The 20,282-nt window shown below is 57.1% G+C and carries 17 protein-coding genes; 14 read left to right on the forward strand and 3 right to left on the reverse strand.

All coding sequences use genetic code 11. From position 1 onward, the window contains the following. The first annotated feature begins 23 nt into the window (after positions 1-23). The 7 genes from ACR3EJ_RS15725 (at position 24) to mdoH (ending at position 9,526) form a co-directional block, all read left to right on the forward strand. The gene (locus ACR3EJ_RS15725) at positions 24-488 is read left to right on the forward strand and encodes a DUF302 domain-containing protein (protein WP_170538789.1); all 465 of its coding nucleotides are present in this window, start codon (positions 24-26) and stop codon (positions 486-488) included. A gap of 79 nt (positions 489-567) precedes the next feature. Next, entirely contained in the window at positions 568-2,187 is a 1,620-nt protein-coding gene (locus ACR3EJ_RS15730) for a thiamine pyrophosphate-binding protein (RefSeq protein WP_170538787.1), read from the forward strand. Continuing rightward, positions 2,174-3,358, forward strand: coding sequence for a CoA transferase (locus ACR3EJ_RS15735; protein ID WP_170538785.1), 1,185 nt, complete (start codon positions 2,174-2,176; stop codon positions 3,356-3,358). The genes ACR3EJ_RS15730 and ACR3EJ_RS15735 overlap by 14 nt, the downstream gene beginning before the upstream one ends. Positions 3,359-3,538: 180 nt before the next feature. Then, positions 3,539-4,909 carry a tetratricopeptide repeat protein gene (locus ACR3EJ_RS15740; RefSeq protein ID WP_170538783.1) on the forward strand — a complete coding sequence of 457 codons (1,371 nt, stop codon included), beginning with the start codon at positions 3,539-3,541 and terminating at the stop codon, positions 4,907-4,909. Positions 4,910-4,944: 35 nt separating this feature from the next. Continuing rightward, positions 4,945-6,162 (forward strand): OpgC domain-containing protein, encoded by a 1,218-nt coding sequence (locus ACR3EJ_RS15745; protein ID WP_170703496.1) that lies wholly within the window; start codon positions 4,945-4,947, stop codon positions 6,160-6,162. Beyond that, entirely contained in the window at positions 6,159-7,658 is a 1,500-nt protein-coding gene (locus ACR3EJ_RS15750; protein ID WP_170538779.1) for a glucan biosynthesis protein G, read from the forward strand. Before ACR3EJ_RS15745 ends, ACR3EJ_RS15750 begins: the two co-directional genes overlap by 4 nt. Next, the gene (mdoH, locus tag ACR3EJ_RS15755) at positions 7,655-9,526 is read left to right on the forward strand and encodes a glucans biosynthesis glucosyltransferase MdoH (protein ID WP_170538777.1); all 1,872 of its coding nucleotides are present in this window, start codon (positions 7,655-7,657) and stop codon (positions 9,524-9,526) included. The genes ACR3EJ_RS15750 and mdoH overlap by 4 nt, the downstream gene beginning before the upstream one ends. Here the strand turns inward: mdoH and ACR3EJ_RS15760 are convergent, their stop codons facing one another. Together ACR3EJ_RS15760 and ACR3EJ_RS15765 are read right to left on the reverse strand one after the other, a co-directional pair. Then, complete coding sequence (locus tag ACR3EJ_RS15760; RefSeq protein ID WP_170538775.1) at positions 9,527-10,342, reverse strand: CE1 family esterase; 816 nt, start codon at positions 10,340-10,342, stop codon at positions 9,527-9,529. After that, positions 10,342-10,812 carry a rhodanese-like domain-containing protein gene (locus tag ACR3EJ_RS15765; protein WP_480423109.1) on the reverse strand — a complete coding sequence of 157 codons (471 nt, stop codon included), beginning with the start codon at positions 10,810-10,812 and terminating at the stop codon, positions 10,342-10,344. Before ACR3EJ_RS15765 ends, ACR3EJ_RS15760 begins: the two co-directional genes overlap by 1 nt. A 212-nt stretch (positions 10,813-11,024) precedes the next feature. Here ACR3EJ_RS15765 and ACR3EJ_RS15770 point away from each other — a divergent pair, with 212 nt between their 5' ends. From ACR3EJ_RS15770 to selD, 7 genes are read left to right on the forward strand one after another with little or no spacing between them, the layout of a single operon-like run. Then, entirely contained in the window at positions 11,025-13,895 is a 2,871-nt protein-coding gene (locus ACR3EJ_RS15770) for a monovalent cation/H+ antiporter subunit A (protein WP_170538770.1), read from the forward strand. After that, entirely contained in the window at positions 13,895-14,254 is a 360-nt protein-coding gene (locus tag ACR3EJ_RS15775) for a Na+/H+ antiporter subunit C (RefSeq protein ID WP_010438934.1), read from the forward strand. The genes ACR3EJ_RS15770 and ACR3EJ_RS15775 overlap by 1 nt, the downstream gene beginning before the upstream one ends. Next, on the forward strand, positions 14,251-15,798 hold the full coding sequence (locus ACR3EJ_RS15780) for a monovalent cation/H+ antiporter subunit D (protein WP_170538769.1): 1,548 nt from the start codon (positions 14,251-14,253) through the stop codon (positions 15,796-15,798). The genes ACR3EJ_RS15775 and ACR3EJ_RS15780 overlap by 4 nt, the downstream gene beginning before the upstream one ends. Beyond that, positions 15,798-16,295, forward strand: a complete 498-nt coding sequence (locus ACR3EJ_RS15785) for a Na+/H+ antiporter subunit E (protein ID WP_170540348.1) — start codon at positions 15,798-15,800, stop codon at positions 16,293-16,295. The genes ACR3EJ_RS15780 and ACR3EJ_RS15785 overlap by 1 nt, the downstream gene beginning before the upstream one ends. Next, entirely contained in the window at positions 16,292-16,561 is a 270-nt protein-coding gene (locus ACR3EJ_RS15790) for a K+/H+ antiporter subunit F (protein ID WP_010438928.1), read from the forward strand. The genes ACR3EJ_RS15785 and ACR3EJ_RS15790 overlap by 4 nt, the downstream gene beginning before the upstream one ends. 7 nt (positions 16,562-16,568) lie before the next feature. Continuing rightward, on the forward strand, positions 16,569-16,955 hold the full coding sequence (locus ACR3EJ_RS15795; RefSeq protein WP_010438925.1) for a Na+/H+ antiporter subunit G: 387 nt from the start codon (positions 16,569-16,571) through the stop codon (positions 16,953-16,955). A 5-nt stretch (positions 16,956-16,960) separates the two neighbouring features. Next, positions 16,961-19,120: a selenide, water dikinase SelD gene (selD, locus tag ACR3EJ_RS15800; protein ID WP_170538767.1), complete on the forward strand. Its 2,160-nt coding sequence runs from the start codon at positions 16,961-16,963 to the stop codon at positions 19,118-19,120. Here selD and mnmH read toward each other — a convergent pair. After that, entirely contained in the window at positions 19,111-20,163 is a 1,053-nt protein-coding gene (mnmH, locus tag ACR3EJ_RS15805; protein ID WP_170538765.1) for a tRNA 2-selenouridine(34) synthase MnmH, read from the reverse strand. The genes selD and mnmH overlap by 10 nt on opposite strands. Positions 20,164-20,282 lie beyond the last annotated feature (119 nt).

Consider the following 20,282-nt stretch of genomic DNA (forward strand, 5'->3'; position numbering starts at 1 on the left):
CAATCAACAGGAAGGGATAGAACATGAGGGCGCTTTGTGCTGCGATCTGCCTGCTGGCCATGCCTGCTTGGGCCGACGGCATCGAACCTCTTGCCGGATGGGCGGTCTACTCCAGCGGAAAAGGCTATGAGAGCCTCGTGGAAGACACAAAGGCCGCGGTAAAAGAGAACGGCCTGATCGTGGTCACACAGGCCGGGCCGACCAAAGCAGCGGCATCGCGCGGCATTACCATTCCGGGCAATCGGGTGATCGGCGCATTCAACAACGACTACGCGGTTCGGGTCCTTGAAACCTCGACCAATGCGATGATCGAAGCGCCTATCCGGTTCTATGTGACCGAGGAAAGGGATGGCACTGCTACCCTGTCCTACAAAACCCCGAGTTTTGTCTTCGCCCCATATACGGATGAAGGCGGTGAGGCGCTGCGCGGGATTGCCACCGAATTAGACGAAAAGTTTCAGGCCGTGGCGGAAAGCGCCGTCAATTAGTCACACTGATGTGAAGCTGCTTGCGTCCGGGCGCGTCCTCCGCAATCTGCTGAAAGATAAACTTGTCGGAGCTTGATTGATGCAGGACCTGTCCCCCCGCGCTGCGGATCTGTTGGCACAACGCCTTTTCGAGGCCGGATGCCGCCACGCGTTCGGAATGCCCGGTGGCGAGGTTCTGACATTGGTGGATGCGCTGGAAAGCGCAGGTATCACCTTTCATCTGACCAAACATGAAAACGCAGCCGGTTTCATGGCCGAAGCCGTTCATCATCGCGATGGCGCGCCTGCGATTCTGGTGGCCACGCTTGGCCCGGGCGCAATGAATGGGATCAACGTGGTCGCGAACGCATTGCAGGATCGCGTTCCGATGATCGTGTTGACCGGATGCGTCGATGCGGACGAAGCGCTGACCTACACTCATCAGGTGATGGATCACTCGCAAGTCTACCGCTCGATCACCAAGGGCACATTCATGCTAACTGCTGACGGGGCCGATATCATCGCCGACAAGGCGGTATCGTTTGCGAACCAGCCGCGCCCCGGTCCGGTGCACATCGATGTGCCAATCTCGGTGGCCGATACGCGCGTATCGGGGGTTAAACGCCGTCGTCTCGCGAAAGTCGCACCCGTCGCACCTGGCGCTGAGTGTCTGGAAAAGGCCCGCCGTTGGGTGGCCGAGGCCGAACGCCCCTTGGCGATCATTGGCCTCGATGTTCTTTATGACGACTCGCGCTGTGTCGTGCGGGCGTTTTTGGAGCATTTCAACATTCCCTTCGTCACGACCTACAAGGCCAAGGGGGTGGTGCCCGAGGATCATCCGCTATGTCTGGGTGGGGCGGGTCTTTCGCCGCTGGCCGACAAGCATCTGATCCCGTTGGTGGAACAAGCTGATCTGGTGCTATGCCTGGGCTATGACCCCATAGAAATGCGCCCTGGCTGGCGCGAGATTTGGGACCCGGAAGACAAGCGAGTGATCGACATTGCTGCAGTAGTGAACGATCACTATATGCATCAGGCCGGATTAAATTTGGTGGCGGACACCAGCGCAACGCTTGAGGCCATCGCCAAGGGCAACCCTGCCCGCAAGACTTGGCCGAATGGTGAACCGGATCAAGTCAAGACAGCACTGGCAGAAGCCTTCCCAACCGATGAAGACTGGGGACCGGCGGCGATCATCGCGGAAACCCGTGCAGTGCTACCAACTGAGTCACTCGCCACCGCCGACAGTGGCGCCCATCGCATTCTGCTCAGCCAGATGTGGGAGTGTTCAGAGGAGCGTGGGCTGATCCAGTCTTCGGCGCTATGCACAATGGGGTGCGCTGTTCCAATGGCGATTGGCCTGAAACTGGCAGAACCGGACCGCCCCGTGATCAGCTTCTCGGGCGACGCCGGGTTTCTGATGGTCGCCGGAGAGCTTTCGACTGCCGCTGAAATGGGCGGAAACCCGATCTTTCTTGTGTTTGTCGATGCCAGCCTTGCCCTGATCGAATTGAAGCAACGCCAACGCCAGATGGGCAATCGAGGTGTCGATTTCGACCGCCATGACTTTGCCGCCATGGGGCGCGCCTTTGGCGGGTACGGTCATACGGTGCGCAACCGCGACGAATTGCGGGCAGCGCTGGATCAGGCGTTGAAAGCCGACAAATTCACTGTCATTGCTGCGGAAATCGACCGTGGAGGATATGATGGCCGCATCTGAAGGACCCCTGAAGGGCGTCAAGGTACTGGATCTGTCGCGCATTCTGGCTGGTCCGACCTGCACGCAACTGCTGGGTGATTTGGGAGCCACCGTCATCAAGATCGAAAACCCCGCGACCGGAGGTGACGACACGCGGCAATGGGGCCCTCCCTACGTCGAAGATGCGGATGGCAACCGCTCGGATCTGAGCGCCTATTTCATGTCATCCAATCGAAACAAGAAATCGGTCGCTTTGGATATCGCCTCGGCGGAAGGACAAGCGGAAATCCGGCGGCTGGCGTCTCATGCGGATATCCTGATCGAGAACTTCAAGCCAGGCGGACTGGCGAAATACGGGCTCGACTACGCCACCCTGTCCAAAGAGTTTCCCAGCCTCGTCTATTGCTCGATCTCGGGTTACGGGCAGACCGGTCCGAACGCATCGAAACCCGGTTATGACCTGATGGCACAAGGCTATGGCGGGGTTATGTCACTGACTGGAGATCCCGAAGGCGCACCAATGAAGGTGGGTGTTGGCATCGCCGATGTGATGTGCGGCATGTATGCCTGCGTCGGTATTCTGGCCGCTCTGCGACATCGCGATCTGACTGATGAGGGCCAGCAAGTCGACCTTGCGCTAGTCGATTCGCAAGTGGCTTGGCTGATCAATGAGGGGGTGAACTACCTGACCTCGGGCAATGTGCCTCAACGGCGCGGCAACGGGCATCCAAACATTGTCCCTTACGACGTATATGCAACCAGCGACGGGCACGTGATTCTTGCGGTCGGAAACGACAGCCAGTTCAAAAGATTCTGCAGTTTCATCCAACACCCAGAGCTTGCTGACGATCCGCGATTTGCCACCAATCCTGCCCGTCTTGAAAATCGTGACGCATTGAATGCAATCGTTCGCCCTGCCGTACAGGCGCTGGATACCAGCCGCGTTATTGCAGGACTGGAAGAATTGAAAGTACCGGTTGGTCCTGTGCAAACACTTGATCAGGTCTTTGCCTCTGATCAAGTTGCTGCCCGGCAGATGCAGGTCACCATGCAAGCCGACCCCGGTGAGGTGCAATTGATCGGAAACCCTCTGAACCTGTCCCGTACACCTGTAACATATCGCAGTGCACCTCCAGTCTGTGGCGCTGACACACAAGCTGTTCTAAACGCAGAAAATCCCTTCGAAGATTGAAACACTCTGCCTGATTAGGCGGCAAGTTGCTGAAACATGCCCTTGAATCGGCGGTTTTTTTCGCGTTTTCCACACACGCGTTTTCACCAATTCGAGAGCAGGGTCGATACTGTTACGACCCCGCGGCACACTCTGTTACATCAAACACTACAGAATGCCGCAATCAGATTGGACCCGAGCATGAAACAAGACGTCTTTGGACAGATGAACACCCTGACCCAGCCCGCAAGCGTCGAGGCGTGGGATGGTGTTCTCCTTGGGTTCATGGCGCACGCAGCCGTAACGCCGCAGCATCTGGGCAAGGTGCTGGAGCTTGAGCCGGACTTTGCCCTGGGTCACGCGATCAAAGGTCTGTTCATGGTCCTGCTGGGTCGCCGCGAGATGATCGCGGTCGCGGCCGAAGCGCTGACCGCAGCCAATGCAGCGATGGAGCGTCAGCCGGTTTCGGACCGTGAAAAGCTGTATGTCGAGGCACTGGCGATGTATATGGCTGACCTCCCCACGCAAGCGATACAGAAATTCGAAGAGATCCTTCGGGCGCACCCCACGGACACCCTGGCGATGAAACTCAGCCACGCCACTCGGTTCGTTTTGGGAGATTCGCAAGGTATGCGCCGTTCGATTGAGCGCGTGATGCCCGCTTACGAACCCGACCACGCCGGGCGTGGATATCTGCTGGGCTGCCATTCATTTGCTCTTGAGGAAACGGGTGCCTACGAGAAAGCCGAGATCGCCGGGCGTCAGGCTCTTTGGATGGTTTCCGACGATGCTTGGGGATTGCACGCCGTCGCGCATGTGCATGAGATGACGGGAAATGCTCAGTTGGGCCTTGACTGGCTTGCGGGGCGCGAGGATGCCTGGGCGCATTGCAACAATTTCCGCTATCATGTGTGGTGGCACAAGGCGCTGATGCATCTGGATCTGGGTCAGGTCGATCAAGTGATGGCTTTGTATGATCACCACATCCGTCAGGACAAGACCGACGATTACCGCGATATCTCGAATGCGACTTCGCTGCTGTCCCGGCTAGAGCTTGAAGGGGTGGATGTCGGCAACCGCTGGGAAGAACTGGCCGATCTCAGCGCTGCCCGAACCGAAGACGGCTGCCTGATCTTTGCCGACCTGCATTACTTGCTGGCCCTGACTGGCGACAACCGTTCGGATGCGACCAGCAAAATACTGCACCGCATCCAGAGCGATGCCCAGCGTAACCAGGGCGATACGCCGATCCGCATGTCTGATCCCGGCGTCGCTGCGGCCAAGGGGCTTGAGGCCTTTGGCGAAGGCCTCTATGGCCAAGCCTTTGACTTTTTGTCAGACGCACGTGGTGGAATGCAGCTGGCTGGTGGCAGCCACGCCCAACGTGATGTATTCGAGCGCATCACAATTGATTCAGGCCTGCGCGCCGGCCGTCTGGATGCTGTCGAGCGCATTCTTGACGACCGCCGCGCCAAGCGCTCCGGTGGCGAAGACAACTATGCCCTCGCCCGCCGCGCATTGATCGAGGCCGCACGCGACAATGGCGACGCACAAAGCGTCCCCGCCGAATAAGAACAACAAAAAAGACCAAGAAGGACAGAAACCGTATGGCGACTGCATCGCCCGCTTCTGATTTTGCTCCGGTGGCGTCTCAAAGCGCTGCCCCTGCCCGCACGCGCGACCCGCGCCTCGATTTCTATCGCGGGATCGCGATGTTCATCATACTGATTGCCCATATCCCTAACGATCCTTGGGCTAAGTGGATTCCCGCTCGGTTCGGGTTTTCGGATGCAACCGAAATCTTTGTTTTCTGCTCCGGCATGGCCTCGGCCATCGCCTTTGGCGGAGCGTTCATGCGCAAGGGCTGGTTGTTGGGCACCGCGCGCGTCTCGTTCCGTATCTGGCAGGTCTATTGGGCCCATATTTGTCTGTTTTTCTTCGTCGCTATGACCATGGCAGCGCTGAACCAAAGCGGGCTGTTCGAGAAAAACTATATCTCGTCGCTGAACCTGCAGCATTTCTTCAATGACCCTGCACCGCAGATCGTGGGACTGTTCACTCTGACCTATGTGCCCAACTATTTTGACATCCTACCGATGTATCTGGTGGTGCTTGCGATGATGCCGCTGTTCATGTGGCTCTATCGCGTCGGATTCTGGGCAGTCGCGCTGGCATCGGTCACGATCTGGCTGATCGCGCAATACGATTACCTTGATCTGCCTGCAGAGCCCTGGTCGGACCGGCAATGGTTCTTCAACCCGTTTGGCTGGCAATTGCTGTTCTTCACTGGCTTCGCGTTCATGCGCGGCTGGATTCCCGCCCCGCCGGTTTCAAAAACGTTGATCTGGGCGGCCTCATTATTCCTGATCTTCTCGATGCCGTTTGGTTCGTGGAAGGTTTTTACCTGGATAAATGCCGCAGCACCCGATCTCGCTGATGAAATCCGTAAAGTCTGGCCGGTTACCAAAGAGTTCCGCAACAAGACAGACTTTGGCCTTTTCCGATATTTGCATTTCCTCTCACTGGCCTATCTGGGCTGGGTTGTTGCCGGTGAGCATGGCCACCGCCTGATCGTCACCGGTCAGGGAGCCGCAGCGAAGGTTTGGCAGTTCCTGCTGAGTGTCATCACCAAAGTCGGACAGCAGTCGCTTGCGGTCTTTGTATTTTCCATGGCTGCAGCGCGACTTATCGGCGTCGGATTGGACCTTAGTGGGCGGGATGTTGCCAGTGTCTTTGTCGCCAACATGATTGGCTTTGCCATGATCATCGGCGTGGCCTATCTGGCCGCGTGGTTTAAGTCACACCCTTGGAAGACTAAGAAATGAATTTTACACGCCGCGCTTTCCTCGCCTCATCAACGGCATTGATCCTCGCTCCGGCAGCTCATGCGACCGGCGGTGAGGTCGCCTTTGACCGCAACACAGTTATCGAAATGGCGCGCGATCTGGCCAGCCGCCCTTATGTAGAACGCGAGATGGTGCCGCAAGAATGGCAGGATCTGAACTATGAGCAATATCGCTCGATCCGTTTCCAGTTGGAAAAAGGCCTTTGGTACAACACCAAGTCACCGTTCGAAGTCGATTTCTTCGCACCCGGACTTTACTTCCCTCGCGCAGTGCAAATTTCAACCGTCGACCATGGTCATGTGACACCTGTTGCCTTTGATCTGGACATGTTCACAAAAAGCGAAGACGTTCCCGCTTTGCCTGCGGATGAAACACTGGGCTTTTCGGGGTTCCGACTGCGTGCCGAGATGCATCGGCCCGGGTTGACCGACGAGTTCTGCGTCTTTCAGGGTGCCAGCTATTTCCGCGCGATCGGTTTACACGAAGCCTATGGTTTGTCAGCACGCGGTTTGGCGCTGAAAACCGGCGATCCCGATGGGGAGGAATTTCCCGATTTCATTCGCTTCTGGCTCGAAAAGCCCGCATCAGGACAGCGGAACATGGTGGTCCACGCCCTGATGGACAGCCCCAGCGTCAGCGGTGCGTACCGGTTTGAAATCACACCAGGCGACGACACCGTCATGGACGTCAGCGCAACGCTGTTTCCACGCACCGAACTGACCCATGTCGGCATCGCACCAGGCACATCCATGTTCCTGTTCGATCAGACCAATCACAGCCGGTTCGATGATTTTCGCCCCGCAGTTCACGACAGCGACGGGTTGCTGATCCGGAATGGTGCGGGCGAAGTCCTATGGCGGCCATTGGCCAATCCAACCCGCCTGCAGATCGCCTCCTTTGTGGATATGAATCCACGTGGCTTTGGCCTGATGCAGCGTAAGCGCGAATTCTCGGACTACGCTGATCTTGAGGCCAACTATCACAAGCGCCCCAGCCTGTGGGTCGAGCCCAATGGGGACTGGGGCAAGGGGTCTGTCACGCTGGTAGAAATACCCGCAGATCAGGAAATCTATGACAATATCGTCGCCTATTGGCGACCAATGGAGCCGTACGCAGCAGGCAGCCAGGTTGATATGTCCTATCGCCTGATCTGGGGCGAAGAGCCTCAGCGCACACCCGTTGCGCGGGTCATCAATACGGCCATGGGCGATAACACCTTTGGCGAAGGACGGTTGGCCGTGATCGACTTTGAACCAAGCGATCTGTTTGACGACCCCGAGGAGATGACTGTTTTTGTCGACTCGCCTCATGCTGAGACGTCGGACGGGGTGTTGCAGCGTAATCCAGATACAGGTGGATTACGACTGGCGTTCTCGTTTGAACCTGGTGAACGCAACCATGTCGAATTGCGCGCGCAATTGCTGAAAGACAAACAGCCGGCCTCTGAAGTCTGGCTATACCGTTGGACCTCATGAGCCGCGATCTTCATATCATGCCGCCCGAGGCCTCTCTGGCGATGCCTGCGCAGAACTTTGCGCAGGGGTTCCGCGATGCGCAGGCCCCGACTGGCGGCCGGAGACCATCAGCCGGATTCTGGCGTGCGCTGGCCTTTTCACCAGCAATGGCCGCGACGTTGGGCCTGCTCTGGGTCATGTCTGAATGGTTCAGCGCCGAGGGGATCAACCTTGTCGAAGGTATCCTGCTAACGTTGATCTCTTTCAACTTCTTCTGGATTTCTTTCACGGTCTGTACCGTGTTGCTGGGCATGGTTTCGCTGTCCCGTCAGGAGCAGCCCAAACGCGAAGGCCGACCGCAGCCGCTGCGCGTGGCGCTGTTGACGCCGGTCTACAACGAGGTACCCTGGAACGTTCTGGGCAATGCTCGCACAATGCTTGAAGACCTGCAGCAACGCGGCGGTCAGCACCATTATGCAATGTTCATCCTGTCCGACACGGGCGAACCCGAGATCGCCGCGCAGGAACAGGCCAGCGTTGAGGCGTTGCGGACAACCTTGGCACCAGGTTTGGAGCTTTACTATCGCCGCCGCCCTACAAACACGGATCGCAAGGTCGGGAACATTGCCGATTGGGTCAGCCGCTGGGGCGCGGATTGGGATGCGATGCTGGTGCTGGATGCCGACAGCTTGATGACAGGTCGCGCGATCAGCCGTTTGACCGACGCGCTGGCGCGTGATCCGGGTGCAGGCCTGATCCAGAGCTATCCGCAACTGATCGGCGCGCAGTCGGTTTTCGCCCGGATGCAGCAATTTGCCAATGGTGTCTATGGTATCGCATTTGCCGAAGGTCTGGCCCGCTGGTGCGGGCAAGAAGGCAATTACTGGGGCCATAACGCCATCATCCGCACAAGCGCTTTTGCCTCCAGCGCGGGCTTGCCGAAGCTGAAATCTCTCAATGGGCAGGACAAGCTGATCATGAGCCACGATTTCGTCGAGGCCGGACTGCTGCGTCGCGCCGGATGGGCCGTGCGCTTTTTGCCACGCATTCGCGGATCGTATGAAGAAACACCACCCACCCTCATCGACCACGCCATGCGCGACCGCCGTTGGTGTCAGGGCAACCTGCAGCATCTGAAACTGCTTGGTTCGACGGGGTTCCGTGCAGTCTCACGCTTCCATATGTTTCACGGTGCGGTCGGATATCTGATGTCGCCGCTATGGTTTGCACTTTTGGTGATGTGGGCTTTGATCGGCCAGGGCAAGGATGCCTCGGTTCTGCATTACTTCAGCCCCGAAAATCCGCTTTTCCCGCAATGGCCTGAGATGTCCGAAACACGCCACGTACTGATCATTTTGGTGATGTACGCAATGCTGCTGGCCCCCAAGGTTTTGGGCGTAGCCGCCCTGCCCCTCAGCGGCGTACGCTATTCCGATTTCGGCGGCACCCGTAAGTTCTTTACCTCATTCCTGTCCGAGGTTGTTTTGTCCGTTCTCTATGCTCCGATCTTGATGGTGCAGCAGATGATCGCGGTTTTCCGGACCACCCTGGGCATTCAAAAAGGCTGGTCACCGCAGGCCCGCGATGGCGGCAGCTATGGGCTGCGGACCTTGATCTTGTGTCACGCGCTTGAAACCGTAAGCGGTGTGGCATTGAGCGTTGGTATTCTTGCTGGTCTCGTTTCAGTTTGGTTGGCCCCAATCGCGATCAGTCTTGCGCTGGCAATCCCGCTTTCGGCGCTCAGCGGCGTATCAGCGGGCGCTGCGCGTCGTATGGTCGGGATGCGCGAAGACGTCAGCGAGCCTGCTATCACCCGGTCAGCACGGCGCTATCGTGATGAGTTGAAGCGCCTGATCGAAGGCAAGGGCATCGTCACCCCGGCAGAGTAATCAACTGCCGGGTAAGCCCTCGTACCAATCCACCATCATATCGGCCCAACCTTTGGGCACTGTATGTCCACCTGGAAACAGCGCGAATTCCAGCGCGCTTCCTTCAGCGCATCCCATCCAGTTCCGACGCATGAACTGGCCAGTGGTTGAAAACCCGCTGGGTTTGGTATCGACGCATTCATTGGCAACGCGCCAAATTTCGAGACCAGCAAAGATATCACCTTGATGGAACCGGCCTCCGCCCAGTATGCGCCCTTCCAACGGAACCACATTGTCTGTCCAACCGTGGGTGTGGAACAGACGGACCGGTCCTTCGCAAGTCTCCGGATGCGGCCTCCAGAAACCGCCTGAAACCGGTGCATAGGCCGAGAACGTTTCCGGCGCCGCGCAGGCAAGGTAATAAACCATAAATGCACCCGCTGAAAAACCGCTTAGCACTACCCGACCGGGGTCGATGTCAAACCGATTGGCCGCATCCTGAACGGATTCGGTCAAAAATGCGGCCTCATCACGCCCGTCCCAACCAGGGAAGAAGTTCCAGCTTTGACGACCATTCCGCTCGGAACCTTCGGGGGCCATCACGGCGTAGCCTCGTTTCAGCAGCGGTTCGACCATTGCCCTGTTCTTGAGTGTCCCAGTACCCGTGCCACCATAGCCATGCATGAATACGACTAGCGGCGGATTGTCATCCGCCGGCAACTCGATCTGATACGCGCCTGCATCTGTCTTGCAAACCCCATCTTGATCACCGCAAACGGCCAGAGCGGTTTCCCCCGTGAAGGCAAGGCCCAAAGCCAGCCATAATCTCGCTCGCATTACGTATCCTCTTTGTAATCATTGACTGGCAGACCAGCACGAACCCAACCTGGTCCGGCGGCCGACCCCAGCATACCCTCAGGCACATCGATGACATTGGTGAAACCCGCTTCGGTCAGTTGGTTGCTTAACCGGGCAGAACGTACACCACGCGCGCAAATCAATGCCACCGGCGCAGTGCGATCGCCCTTGAGCAATTGATCCAAAACGGGCACAAAATCTTCGCGTCGCATGTCGAGCGGATAGGCACCTTCACCGATCCCCGTTGCGCGCCATTCGCGAGGGGTACGGATGTCGATCAGAACAATATCCCCCTGCCGCACGTGCTGGTGGGCAGTGGAAACCGCGATCTGATGTCCTGCGTAATCCTGTGGAATCAAACGGTATTCCCGGAGCGCCAAGCCTCCCGCTATCACCGTTCCTGCTCCAAGCAAGAACCATCGACGGGTTTTGATCGCGTGTTCTGCCAAATTGCGCCTCCTGATGTAAATTTGGGTCATATCACAAGCACGCCACCATTTCGCGCCCCTGTTCGCGCGCGTTGTTCAAGATATCGTCATCGCCCCCCGAACAACTTTGCAATGGTCAATCTCTTCGAAAAAACAGCCCAATCTCTGGACAGTTCGGAATTTTTCCCTACAAAATCAGGACTAACTTGACCGCACAGACCGGAGTATCGCACTTGTCCCTATTCCTTATCGCGGCCCTTCCCTTCCTCGGAGCTGTTTTTCCAGCCCTCTTGATCCGGGCAGGACGAAACGCAGCAGCTTCCGCGGCAGGGCTGACCACATTCCTCGCCCTCATGGGACTATTGATCCATATTCCCAGCGTCATGCGCGGCGAGGTGGTGACTGCGCGATTTGACTGGATACCGGGGCTGGGGCTGAACGCGAATTTCATGCTCGACGGGCTGGGTTTTCTGTTTGCGCTGCTGATCTTAGGGATCGGCTTGCTGATAATCCTGTATGCGCGGTTTTACCTGTCACGCGAAGATCCGATGGGGCAGTTCTATACCTATCTACTGTTGTTTCAGGGCGCGATGGTCGGTATCGTTCTATCTGACAACATACTGCTTCTTCTTATTTTTTGGGAACTTACGTCCCTAAGCTCATTCCTTTTGATCGGCTATTGGAGGCATCTGCCCGAAGGGCGGCAAGGTGCCCGGATGGCGCTGGCTGTCACCGGCTCAGGCGGGCTGGCGATGATCGCCGGGATGCTGATCCTGGGCAACATCGTTGGCTCCTACGATCTAAGCGTCATCCTGCAGAACAAAGAACTGATACAGGCGTCGCCCTACTACCTGCCCGCGCTGATCCTGATACTGCTGGGCTGTTTCACCAAGTCGGCACAATTCCCGTTTCATTTCTGGCTACCGCACGCCATGGCTGCACCGACACCAGTTTCAGCCTATCTGCACTCTGCCACGATGGTAAAAGCCGGTCTGTTCTTGATGGCCCGGATGTGGCCGGTTCTGGCTGGGACGGATGCGTGGTTCTATATCGTCGCCACCACCGGGCTGATCACCATGCTGCTGGGTGCAGTGATTGCGCTGTTCAAGGACGATCTCAAGGCACTGCTTGCATTTTCGACAGTCTCACACCTTGGATTGGTGACCATGCTGCTGGGTTTTGGCACCAAGATCGCGGCTGTGGCAGCCATCTTCCACATCATCAACCACGCTACATTCAAGGCCGCTCTGTTCATGACCGCTGGTATCATTGACCACGAAACCGGCACACGAGACATCAAGCGCTTGGGTGGATTGCGTCACCTGATGCCGATCACCTTTACCATCGGTACCATTGCAGCGCTGTCGATGGCTGGTCTGCCTCCGCTAAATGGTTTCTTGTCGAAAGAGATGATGCTGGAAGAGACGGTGCACACAACCTGGCTGAACTCGCATTATCTGGTTCCCGGTTTGGCGCTATTGGCCGCGCTGTTCTCTGCCGCTTATTCCTTCCGCTTTGTCGCGCATGTTTTCCTGGGTGCTGAACGCAAAGATTATCCAGCTCACCCGCATGACCCCCCTATCGGGTTGTGGCTGGCGCCTGCGTTCCTTGTGGTTCTGGTGGTCCTTATTGGCCTCTATTCCGCGGCGATCGTCGGCCCTCTGGTCGCGGTTGTCTCCAGCGCCGTGATTGGTGGTGAGAAGCTGCCCTATTATTCGCTGAAACTGTGGCATGGTTTCACGCCCGCGCTTTACATGTCAGCGGTAGCAACACTGGGTGGTTTATTCCTGCTGTCCCTGCATCGCAGGGGTGAGCAGATCTGGAATGCGCTGCCCCGACCCGAGGCCAAGGTGATCTTCGAAGCAGTCATCAGCGTGTTGACCCGCCTTAGCCAGTGGATCACGGATGAGCTGCACAACGGCGTGATCAGCCGCTATGCCATCATCCTGATCGCCTTCACGGTCGGCATCGGTTACTACGCCTTTGCAACTGGCACGATAGGCATAGAAACCAGGGTGCCGCTCCCGGCCCAGATCATTCCCATCATCGGTTGGATTTGCCTTGTCGCGGCGACACTTGCGATCATGTGGTTTCACCGCAACCGCCTGCTCTCGCTGGTGTTGATTGGGGTTGTCGGTCTGATCGTATCCATGGCGTTCAACTATCTCTCGGCCCCCGATCTGGCACTGACGCAGATCTCAGTTGAAGTTGTAACCATGATCCTGTTGTTGCTGTCGCTGAACTTCCTGCCCACCGAAACGCCTTGGGACAGCAGCGCCGCACGGCGCTGGCGCGATGCAGCGATTTCGGTTGTGGCCGGGATCGGCTCGGGCGCGTTGATCTACGCGCTGATGATGCGGGATTTCGCCTTTCCGACGATTTCAGATTTCCATCTTGCGAATTCCTACAAAGGCGGTGGCGGCACCAATGTGGTGAACGTAATCCTCGTCGACTTCCGGGGATTTGATACGTTTGGCGAAATCATCGTGCTGGGTATTGCCGCCCTGATCATCTTTGCCCTGACCGAAGCGGTTCTGAGCACCAACGTGCGCGGCTATTTGCTGAACCGCAAACCGCACTGGCCGCAGTCGGGTGACTCGCATCCTCTGATGATGGTTGTTGCCACACGGGTAATGATGCCAATTGCCTTGATGGTTGGTGCCTACATCTTCTTCCGTGGCCATAACCAGCCCGGAGGTGGCTTTATCGCAGGCCTCATCGTCGCCATCGCATATCTGATGCAATACATGGCCAGCGGATACACATGGGCCATCGAACGGCAACGGTTCTATTACCACGGCACGATCGGCTGGGGCGTCCTGATTGCCGCCGCAACCGGTTTGGGCGCGTGGTTTAATGAGCGCCCGTTCCTGACAAGTGATTTCGGTTATATCCACTGGCCACCTCTGGAAGAGTTCGAATGGGCCACTGCAATTCTGTTCGATACCGGAGTGTTCCTCGCCGTATTGGGGGCGGTGATGCTGGCGCTCGACAGCCTGTCGCGGTTCGCCTGGCAGCCGGGCATGGCGCAGGAGTTTCCGATGGATATCAATCCGTTGCGGGACAATCCTCCGGAAGATGAAAATGAGAAGGAGCAGGCCTGATGGAAGCGCTCGTAGCCTCTGCCGTAGGTGTCATGACCGCCGCCGGGATTTTCCTGATCCTGCGCCGCCGAACCTTCCCGGTTATTCTGGGCCTGTCTCTGATCACCTATGCCGTGAACGTATTCCTGTTCGCCACAGGACGTTTGGCGCTGGACGCCCCGGCCGTTCTGAACAAATACGAAGATGTGCCCTATACCGATCCGCTGCCGCAAGCGCTGGTTCTGACGGCAATCGTGATCTCGTTCGGAATGACCGCGGTGATCGTGATGATCGCCCTGTCTGCCTATCTGTCCTCGAAGGATGACCATATTGACATGAGTGCGAGCGACAGCGTGGATGCACCGGGAGAAGACGCATGAACCACTGGATCGTTGCGCCGATCGTCCTGCCCGCGATCCTGGCCCCGTTCATCATCATGGTCCTGCGATATCATCTGGATTTGCAACGCATATTCTCGGTCGCGGGGGTAGTCGGGCTGCTGGGGATCGCACTGACCATCACAGCGCAAGCCACAACCGGGGAAATCCAGGTCTATGAGCTGGGCGATTGGCCTGCGCCATTCGGCATCGTGCTGGTATTGGACCGGATGTCGGCCATGATGGTGCTGCTTACTGCGTTGCTGGCCCTGCCCATCGTTCTTTACGCCATCGGATCAGGGTGGGATGATAGGGGCAAGCATTTCCACGCCCTTTTCCATTTCCAGCTCATGGGTGTTTGCGGGGCCTTTCTGACCGGGGACGCCTTTAACCTTTTTGTGTTTTTCGAGGTCCTTCTGATCGCTTCGTACGGGCTCATGACACACGGAGGCGGAGCGGTCCGGCTGAAGGCAGGGGTGCAATACGTCACCTACAACCTGCTGGGTTCAACCCTTTTCCTGTTTGCGCTTGGAACTATCTACGCCGTCACCGGTACGCTCAACATGGCTGATCTGGCTGTTCGGGTCGCAGAAATTCCACCCGCGGATACCGCCCTGCTACGGGTTGGGGCCGTTCTGCTGCTGTTGGTGTTCTGTATCAAGGCTGCCGTGCTGCCGCTGCATTTCTGGCTTCCTGCAAGTTATGCCAATGCGCCTCTACCTGTGGCCGCCCTGTTTGCAATCATGACAAAGGTCGGTGCCTACTCTATCCTGCGGGTGTATACTCTGGTCTTCGGGCCGGACGTTGCCGCAACCGAAGGCCTGGTTGGTGCGTGGTTGCAACCTGCAGCATTGGTCACCTTGGCGGTTGGTGCCGTAGGCATTCTGGGCTCACAGCATATCGCACGGATGGTTGCCTTCTGCGCCATTACTTCGATGGGAACATTGCTCATCGCTATCTCACTATTCAGCGAGGTCGCAACGGCGGCAGCGCTATATTACGTCTTCCATTCGACACTGGCGACCGCTTTGCTATTCCTGGTGGCGGATATGGTGATGGAACGTCGTGGAGGTGCCATCACGCCGACTAAACCGATGCCGCAAACCGGGCTGATCTCGGCCCTCTTCTTTGTTGGTGCCATTGCGATGGCAGGCATGCCCCCACTATCCGGCTTCATCGGCAAATTGCTTGTTCTTGACGCCTCGCGCGGGGCGCCGGATGCCAATGCGGTCTGGGCTGTGATCTTGATTGGATCATTCGTGACCATTGTCGGATTGGCCCGTGCCGGCACACTCATTTTCTGGAAGTGCCACGACGTACAGGCAATCCCGCCAACTGAACCAGATTCAGAAGAAGAATCAGTTGCCACCGCAATTGCGCCCGAACCACACGCAGCCCTTGCGTTTACCTCAGTCTTTGGCGCGGTTCTTGGTCTGGTACTGCTCACACTATTTGCTGGCCCGGCACTGCAGTACACCAGTAAAACCGCAGAACAGTTGTTTACCCCCGAGAACTACATCTCGGCCGTGCTGGGGAGGGAAGAATGATTAAGCTGCTACGCCGGATATTCCCTCACCCTCATCTGACCGTATTGCTGACGATCGTCTGGATTTTACTGGCGAATTCGCCGTCGCTGAATTCGCTTGTGTTCGGCTTGTTGCTGGGGATCATTATTCCGTTCATCACGCAACCCTATTGGCCTGACCGTCCCAAGCTGCGCAATTGGCCAATGGTCGTGGAGTACATGCTGGTCGTGCTGTGGGATATCGTGATGGCCAATATCGCAGTCGCTCGAATTATCCTGTTTAAAAAGGATGCCGACCGCCAACCTAGTTTCGTTTGTGTCCCGCTCGAACTGCGTACGCCAGAAGCGATCACAGTACTTGCTGGAACTATCACCATGACACCCGGTACCGTTAGCTGTGATCTGTCCGCGCAAGGGCACAATCTGCTGGTACACTGCTTGGATGCGCCAAACCCCGAGGAAGTGCGCGACCAGATCAAAAGCCGCTACGAGCGCCGCCTTAAGGAGATTTTCGAATGATCGAATATGCGATATATTTTGCATTCGCCTGTTTCGGAGCGGCGATCATGATGTGCCTTTGGCGGATCATCACTGCAGATGGCGTGGGCACCCGTGTACTGGCACTGGATACAATGGTGATTAACACCATCGCATTGCTGATACTGTATGGGCTGAGCATCGAAACCGAGATTTTCTTTGAGGCCGCGATGATCATCGCCATGCTGGGCTTTGTCTCAACCGTGGCCTACGCGCGCTTCATGCTGCGCGGCAACATCATCGAATGAGGGCGGCATGACATTTATCTTCGAACTGCTCATTGCCTTCTTCCTGATCGTCTCGGGCATATTCGGCTTTGTCGGCTCGTTTGGCATGATTAAGCTGAAAGACCCGATGTCGCGATTGCACGCACCAACCAAAGCGACAACGCTGGGTGTGGGAGGTGTACTCCTGGCTTCGATCGCACATTCAGTACTGCTTGAGGGCAAACTTTCACTGCATGAGCTGTTGATTACGCTGTTCCTTTTCCTGACGGCACCGATCACGGCCCTGTTCATTGCCAAATGGCACATTCATCGACATGAAAAGCCCAGTGATTTGCCTGATGCGGGCGAGGATGAGCTTTGGGCCACCCACGCCGTTGAGCAGGTTGAAGACGTCCCGGATCACAGCGCGAACTAGTTACAATGCACACACCACCGCTGCCCCTGACCCGCGATCTGGTTCTGATTGGCGGAGGTCACACCCATGCGCTACTGCTACGCAAATGGGGGATGAACCCGTTGCCGGGTGCGCGTATTACGGTGATCAATCCCGGCCCGACCGCGCCCTATTCGGGAATGTTGCCGGGCTTTGTTGCTGGCCATTATCAGCGTTGGGAACTTGATATCGATCTGGTCCGTCTCGCCCGCTTTGCAGGGGCTCGGGTAATATTGGGCACAGTTGAGGGGATCGATCCGGACAGACGTCAAATCCATGTTCCCGGACGCGCGCAGGTGGAGTTTGATGTTGCCTCGGTCAACGTGGGGATCACGTCAGATATGCCTGCCTTGCCTGGGTTTTCTGACCATGCGGTCCCCGCCAAACCCCTTGGCCGCTTCGCCGCACAATGGGAGGAGTATCTTTCAAAGACAGGTCCCGCCTCGGTCGCTGTGATCGGTGGCGGTGTTGCGGGTGCTGAATTGGTCATGGCAATGGCCCATGCCCTGCGTGCCAAGGGGCGCACGGCAAAGCTCACTTTGATCGATAATGCAACCGCCCTGTCCGCAACAGTTCCAAAAGCCTCAGCAACCATCCGTCAGGCCATGAAGCAATTAGGGATCGAGGTTCTTGAGCACGCTACCATTCAACAAATTTCAAAGGAGCGAATTGATCTGTCAGACGGTCATCAGGTCGCTGCCGAATTCATCACCGGAGCGGCAGGCGCACGGCCATATGATTGGATTTCCAACAGCAGCCTCGCGCTTCAAGATGGCTTTATCCAGGTGAACGCGTTCCTGCAATCCAGCGATCCTGCGATCTTTGCCGCCGGTGATTGTGCGCACCTCTCAGATAACCCGCGTCCCAAAGCCGGGGTATACGCGGTGCGCGAGGCACCGATCTTGTATGACAATCTGCGCGCGACGCTGGGTGCCGGGAAGATGAGGCGGTATGCGCCTCAAAAGGATTACCTGAAGCTCATCTCGCTTGGCCAAAAATCTGCGCTGGCCGAACGATTGGGAACCTCGTTCAGCGGACCGCTCATGTGGAAGTGGAAGAACCGCATCGATCAGCGTTTCATGAACAGATTTCGTAAACTGCCCCAAATGCCCGCCCCCCCTCTGCCTCGGTATCACACTGCTGGGATGCAAGAGGCACTGGGAGAAAAGCCGATGTGCGGTGGATGCGGTGCCAAAATCGGTCGAAGAGCGCTGCAAACCGCGCTGGCCGAACTGCCGCGGCTTGAAAAGCCTGACATCACTCACCTGCCCGGCGACGACGCGGCATTGCTGAAGACCGGTGGTGTACGACAGGTTATAACTTCGGATCATCTGCGCAGCTTCACCAATGATCCGACATTGATGACCCGGATTGCCGCCGTTCACGCACTTGGTGATGTTTGGGCGATGGGCGCGCAGCCACAGGCCGCGACGGCCACAATCATCCTGCCCCGCATGTCCGCTGAACTCCAGCAACGCACGATGGCCGAAATCATGCAGGTTGCCAGCACCGTCATGCATCAGGCCGGTGCTGAAATAGTTGGTGGGCACAGTTCGATGGGCAATGAATTGACCATTGGCTTCACGTTGACAGGTCTTTACGAAGCCGAACCCATCACGCTAGGCGGTGCGAAATCCGGTGATGCCTTGATCCTGACAAAGCCACTAGGCAGCGGTGTGTTGATGGCTGCTGAAATGGCCGGGCAAGCAAAAGGAGATTGGGTCGTTTCCGCTTTCGAGCACTTGATTCAGCCGCAAGGCGAGGCATCCCACATCTTAAGAGGCGCCCACGCGATGACCGATGTCACAGGATTCGGTCTGGCAGGTCACCTGCAGGGCATGTGTAAGGCTTCGGGATGTGGCGCGACCCTGTCTCTGGCGCAGGTCCCGGTTATGAAAGGTGCAGTTGAACTAAGTGATCAGGGCATCCGATCCACAATCTACGCCGATAACCGCGCCATAACCCCTGAACTTCCAACCGGAGGCAAAGCTGACCTGTTGTTCGACCCCCAAACAGCCGGAGGCCTGTTGGCAGCTGTTGCATCCGAGGAGGCTGAACATCTATGTGCCCAACTGCAGGCCGTCGGCTATCCTGCTGCTCTGATCGGCCACCTGAACACGACACCGGGCCTGCACCTTCACAACTGATCAAGTATCCTTACGATCTGTTCCGCTGTCGCTGACAACCCCTTGCCATCAAGTGACGGGGCAACAATCCGGGCGATTACCTCAGCGTGTTGTGCTTTGCGGGATTTGGCGTAAGCCGGATCATAGTGTTGCTCCATCAGTGCCTGAGTCAGAGCCCTTTTGTCCCCCGCGTCAATCAAATCCAACCAGCCATCGACAACATCATGGCCACGATGAAACCGCAGCGGGGACAACCGGTCTCGTAACCTTTCGCCGTCCGACAGGATGTCGTCATAGGCTGAGACCAGATACGCCGTGCGCGCCTCGATCGGCGCATTGATCTGAATTCTAGGTGCCGAACACAGGGCAGACCAAAGGCTGGGTGGCAAGATCAGGCTTCCGATTTTCGACGATTCCGCCTCAACCACTATGGGCCGCGTCTCGTCCAATTCAACCAGAGCTTCGGTCAAAGCGGATTCAAACGCTTTCTGACTGGGTTGGCTGCCGGGCATTTCGCCCAACAATGATCCTCGGTGATTGGCCAACCCTTCCAGATCAACCACCTGAACACCTAGTGTCCGCAAGTGCGCCAGCAGGTCAGTTTTGGCCGTCCCGGTGTATCCGTCCAGCGCGACTAGCCGATAGGGCAGCGCATCATCATAAAGATATTGCTTCACCATCCGGCGGTAGGACCGGTATCCGCCTTCAACCACCTCGGCACGCCAGCCAATCTGTTGCAGCATCCAGCCGAAGGACCCGGATCGCTGACCACCACGCCAGCAATAAACCAAGGGTTTCCAGTCTCCCTCATGGTGGCTAAGTCGGTTCTCAATGTGACCCGCTGCACTGCGAAACACCAGTGCCGCACCCAACTTGCGGGCCAGAAACGGGCTTTGCTGGACATACATGGTGCCAACCCGCGCACGCTCTTCATCATTCAGAACGGGAAGGTTGATGGCGCCGGGCATGTGATCCTCGGCGAACTCAGCTGGGCTTCGCACGTCGATGACCGTATCAAACTCGTGGCTGTAAAGCTGTGCCAGACTGGAGAATTTCAATGTCATGCCAACGGTCTATCGCGCCTATCGGCAGAAGAAAAGCAAGCGGCCATCAGTGACACCGGAACGCCGCATTGATGAGCCATTGCAATACGCGTGCGCTTGGGTAATGAACTTTCTAAATA

Source organism: Ruegeria sp. AB11 (genome assembly GCF_056536325.1).